This is a genomic window from Streptomyces sp. NPDC056361, from assembly GCF_042262805.1.
In the GTDB taxonomy this organism is placed as follows: domain Bacteria; phylum Actinomycetota; class Actinomycetes; order Streptomycetales; family Streptomycetaceae; genus Streptomyces.
On the sequence record NZ_JBHJQI010000289.1, the window covers coordinates 1 to 3,821 of the forward strand.

3 protein-coding genes are annotated in these 3,821 nt (G+C 70.2%); 2 read left to right on the plus strand and 1 reads right to left on the minus strand.

Features of this window, described 5'->3' with window-relative positions; translation table 11 throughout:
* Positions 1-141: 141 nt before the first annotated feature.
* The gene (locus tag ACFCY7_RS40145) at positions 142-2,193 is read right to left on the minus strand and encodes an APC family permease (protein ID WP_376491029.1); all 2,052 of its coding nucleotides are present in this window, start codon (positions 2,191-2,193) and stop codon (positions 142-144) included.
* A 234-nt stretch (positions 2,194-2,427) separates the two neighbouring features.
* Between ACFCY7_RS40145 and ACFCY7_RS40150 the strand changes: the two genes are divergently transcribed.
* Together ACFCY7_RS40150 and ACFCY7_RS40155 are read left to right on the plus strand one after the other, a co-directional pair.
* Positions 2,428-3,096 (plus strand): TrkA family potassium uptake protein, encoded by a 669-nt coding sequence (locus ACFCY7_RS40150; RefSeq protein WP_017237685.1) that lies wholly within the window; start codon positions 2,428-2,430, stop codon positions 3,094-3,096.
* A complete protein-coding gene (locus ACFCY7_RS40155; RefSeq protein WP_376491030.1) occupies positions 3,096-3,773 on the plus strand; it encodes a potassium channel family protein in 678 nt (225 codons plus the stop codon). Before ACFCY7_RS40150 ends, ACFCY7_RS40155 begins: the two co-directional genes overlap by 1 nt.
* Positions 3,774-3,821: the final 48 nt, after the last annotated feature.

Here is a 3,821-nt window from a genome sequence, read left to right on the forward strand (position 1 = left end):
GGGCGGCAGCGGCCCCCGGTGGGGGTCCGCGGGGCCGGGGGCGGGGGGGGGGTGGGGGGGGGGCCCGGGGCGCGCGGTCTCCCCCCCGGTCCAACTGGGGCCCCGGGTGGGGGGGGGGGTGCCCCCCCCCCCCCCACCAGTCTAGTTGTTCTTGGCGGCTGGTTCCTTCTGCCGCTTCTCGACCGGGCCGCGGCGGACCGAGCCGGGCGCGTTCCATTCCTGGCGCTTCCTCGCCCGCTTCCTGGCGGCCTCGGAGGACTGGAGCTGGTACGGGACCGAGGTCACCATGACGCCGGGGGTGAAGAGGAGCCGGCCCTTGAGGCGCAGGGCGCTCTGGTTGTGGAGCAGGTGCTCGTACCAGTGGCCGACGACGTACTCGGGGATGTAGACGGAGACGGCGTCGCGCGGGCTCTCGCGGCGGAGGCTCTTGACGTACTCGATGACCGGCCGGGTGATCTCGCGGTACGGGGAGTCGAGGATCTTGAGCGGGACGTTGATGCCGCGCCGCTCCCACTCCTCCTTGAGCGCCTTCGTCTCGACCGGGTCGACGTTGACGGTCAGCGCCTCCAGCTCGTTGGCGTGCATGAGCTTGGCGTAGGCGAGGGCGCGCAGGGTGGGCTTGTGGAGCTTGGAGACGAGGACGATGGAGCGGACCCGGGAGGGGCGCACGTATTCGTCGGGACGTTCCTCGGCGGCGGCGATCTCGGCGGCGACGGAGTCGTAGTGCCGGCGGATCGCGGTCATCGTGCCGTAGAAGATCACCATGCCGAGCAGGGCGACCCAGGCGCCGTGGGTGAACTTGGTGGCGAGGACGACGACGAGGACGAGGCCGGTGAAGAAGGCACCGAAGGCGTTGATCGCGCGGGAGCGGATCATGTGGCGGCGCTTGGCGGGTTCGCGTTCCGCCTTCAGGTGCCGGTTCCAGTGCCGGACCATGCCGATCTGGCTGAGGGTGAAGGAGACGAAGACGCCGACGATGTACAGCTGGATCAGCCGGGTCGAGTCGGCTCCGTAGATCCAGACGAGGAGGGCGGCTGCGCCGGCGAGGAGCACGATGCCGTTGGAGAAGGCGAGGCGGTCGCCGCGGGTGTGCAGCTGGCGCGGCAGGTAGCGGTCCTGGGCGAGGATCGAGCCGAGGAGCGGGAAGCCGTTGTACGCGGTGTTCGCGGCCAGGAAGAGGACGAGCGCGGTGGCGGCGGCGAGGACGATGAAGAAGAACGTCCCGTCGCCGAAGACGGCGGCCGCGACCTGGGAGATGACGGGGTCCTGGACGTAGCCCGGGCCGACCGGGACGCCGTTGTTCAGCAGGTCCTCGGCGGGCTTCTCGGCCATGCGCACGTCGGTGGCCATGGCGAGGAAGATGATGCCGCAGAACATGGTGACGGCCAGGCCGCCCATGAGGGCGAGCGTGGTGGCGGCGTTCTTCGACTTCGGCTTGCGGAAGGCCGGGACGCCGTTGGAGATGGCCTCGACGCCGGTGAGCGCGGCACAGCCGGAGGAGAAGGCGCGCAGCAGCAGGAAGACGAGCGCGAAGCCGGCCAGCCCCTCGTGCTCGGCCTTGATCTCGAAGTCGGCGGTGGGCGCCTTCATGGTGTCGTCGAGGACGATGCCCCGGTACGCGCCCCAGAGGATCATGATGAAGACGCCGGCGACGAAGACGTACGTCGGGATCGCGAAGAGGGAGCCCGACTCCTTCACTCCGCGCAGGTTCATCACGGTGAGCAGCACGATGACGCCGACCGCGCAGGCCACCTTGTGCTCGACGACGAAGGGGACGGCCGAGCCGAGGTTCTCGATGCCCGAGGAGATCGACACCGCGACGGTCAGGACGTAGTCGACGAGCAGGGCGCTCGCCACGGTGAGTCCGGCCTTCGGCCCCAGGTTGGTGGTGGCGACCTCGTAGTCGCCGCCGCCGCTGGGGTACGCGTGCACGTTCTGCCGGTAGGACGCGACCACCGTGAACATCAGCACGACGACCGCGAGCGCGATCCACGGGCTGAAGTGGTAGGCCGACAAACCGGCGACGGAGAGGACGAGCAACACCTCGCCGGGTGCGTACGCCACCGAGGACAGCGGGTCGGAGGCGAAGACGGGGAGGGCGATGCGCTTGGAGAGGAGGGTCTCTCCGAGCTTGTCGCTGCGCAGGGCCCGCCCGATCAGGATCCGTTTGGGCACGTCGGTCAGTTTGGACACGGAGAGGATCGTAAGCGTTCGAAAAGAGCCACGCGCACCGGCACCCCCGATCGGCACCGAATCTCCCTGAGTACCACCTCGGATGCGGTCCCGGCCAGCGTTGCCGCATAAGCTCGGACCGGGCAACCCGGCAGGGAGTTGCCGGCCGCGGCCCGGGCGCATCGGGCGAGGAAAGTTGTGAGCAGGGTGTTTTCGCAGGTCAGCAAGGCGATCAGGAGTGCGGGGTAAGGGGACGTGCACATCGTCATCATGGGCTGCGGGCGAGTGGGAGCCGCTCTCGCGCAGACCCTCGAACAGCAGGGGCACACCGTCGCGGTCGTGGACCAGGACCCGACGGCTTTCCGTCGTCTGGGGTCGGGTTTCGGCGGTCGGCGCGTCACGGGCGTGGGCTTCGACCAGGACACGCTGCGTGAGGCCGGGATCGAGGAGGCCGGTGCCTTCGCCGCGGTGAGCAGCGGCGACAACTCGAACATCATCGCGGCGCGGGTCGCGCGCGAGATGTTCGGCATCGAGAACGTGGCGGCGCGGATCTACGACCCGCGCCGCGCCGAGGTCTACCAGCGCCTCGGGATCCCGACGGTCGCGACGGTCCGCTGGACCGCCGACCAGATGCTGCGCCGGCTGCTGCCCTCCGGCGCGGAGCCGCTGTGGCGGGATCCGAGCGGTGGTGTGCAGCTCGCGGAGGTGCACACCTCTCCGGCGTGGATCGGCCACAAGGTGAGCCGGCTGCAGGAGGAGACGGGCGTCCGCGTCGCCTTCCTCACCCGGCTGGGCGAAGCGATTCTGCCGACCTCGCAGACGGTGCTCCAGGAAGGTGACCTGGTGCACGTGATGATGCGTACGGACGAGATCGCGAAGGTCGAGGAGGCCTTCGCCGAGGGTCCCGAGGAGGGCGGTCACTGATGCGTGTCGCTATTGCGGGCGCGGGTGCGGTGGGCCGTTCCATCGCGGGCGAGCTGCTGGAGAACGGGCACGAGGTCCTGCTCATCGACAAGGCGCCGACCGCCATCTCGGTGGAGCGGGTGCCGCAGGCGGAGTGGCTGCTGGCCGACGCCTGTGAGATCACCTCGCTCGACGAGGCGGCGCTGCAGCGCTGCAACGTGGTGATCGCGGCGACCGGCGACGACAAGGTGAACCTGGTCGTCTCGCTGCTCGCCAAGACGGAGTACGGCGTGCCGCGGGTGGTCGCCCGGGTGAACAACCCGAAGAACGAGTGGCTGTTCAACGAGGCCTGGGGCGTGGACGTCGCCGTCTCGACGCCGCGTCTCATGTCGGCCCTGGTGGAGGAGGCGGTGAGCGTCGGCGACCTGGTCCGGCTGCTCCGCTTCAGCCACGGCGACGCGAACCTGGTCGAGCTGACGCTGCCGCCGGAGTCGGCGGTCGCGGGCACCGCGGTCGGGGACGTGGCCTGGCCGCAGGACACCTCGCTGGTGACGATCATCCGCGGTTCGCGGGTGCTGACGCCGAGCCCCGAGGAGACCCTGGAGGCCGGCGACGAGCTGCTGTTCGTGGCCGCGCAGGCCCGCGAGGAGCAGCTGGAGGACCTGCTGCAGGTCCGCCGGGAGACGCCCGAGTCCTGATCCGGGCATACGGGCGTGGTACGCGGAAGGGCCCGGAACCCCTCGGGG

Excerpts from the sequence above, each read along its gene's own strand:
- ACFCY7_RS40155 (WP_376491030.1), top strand. The coding sequence starts at position 3,096 with ATGCGTGTCGCTATTGCGGGCGCGGGTGCGGTGGGCCGTTCCATCGCG.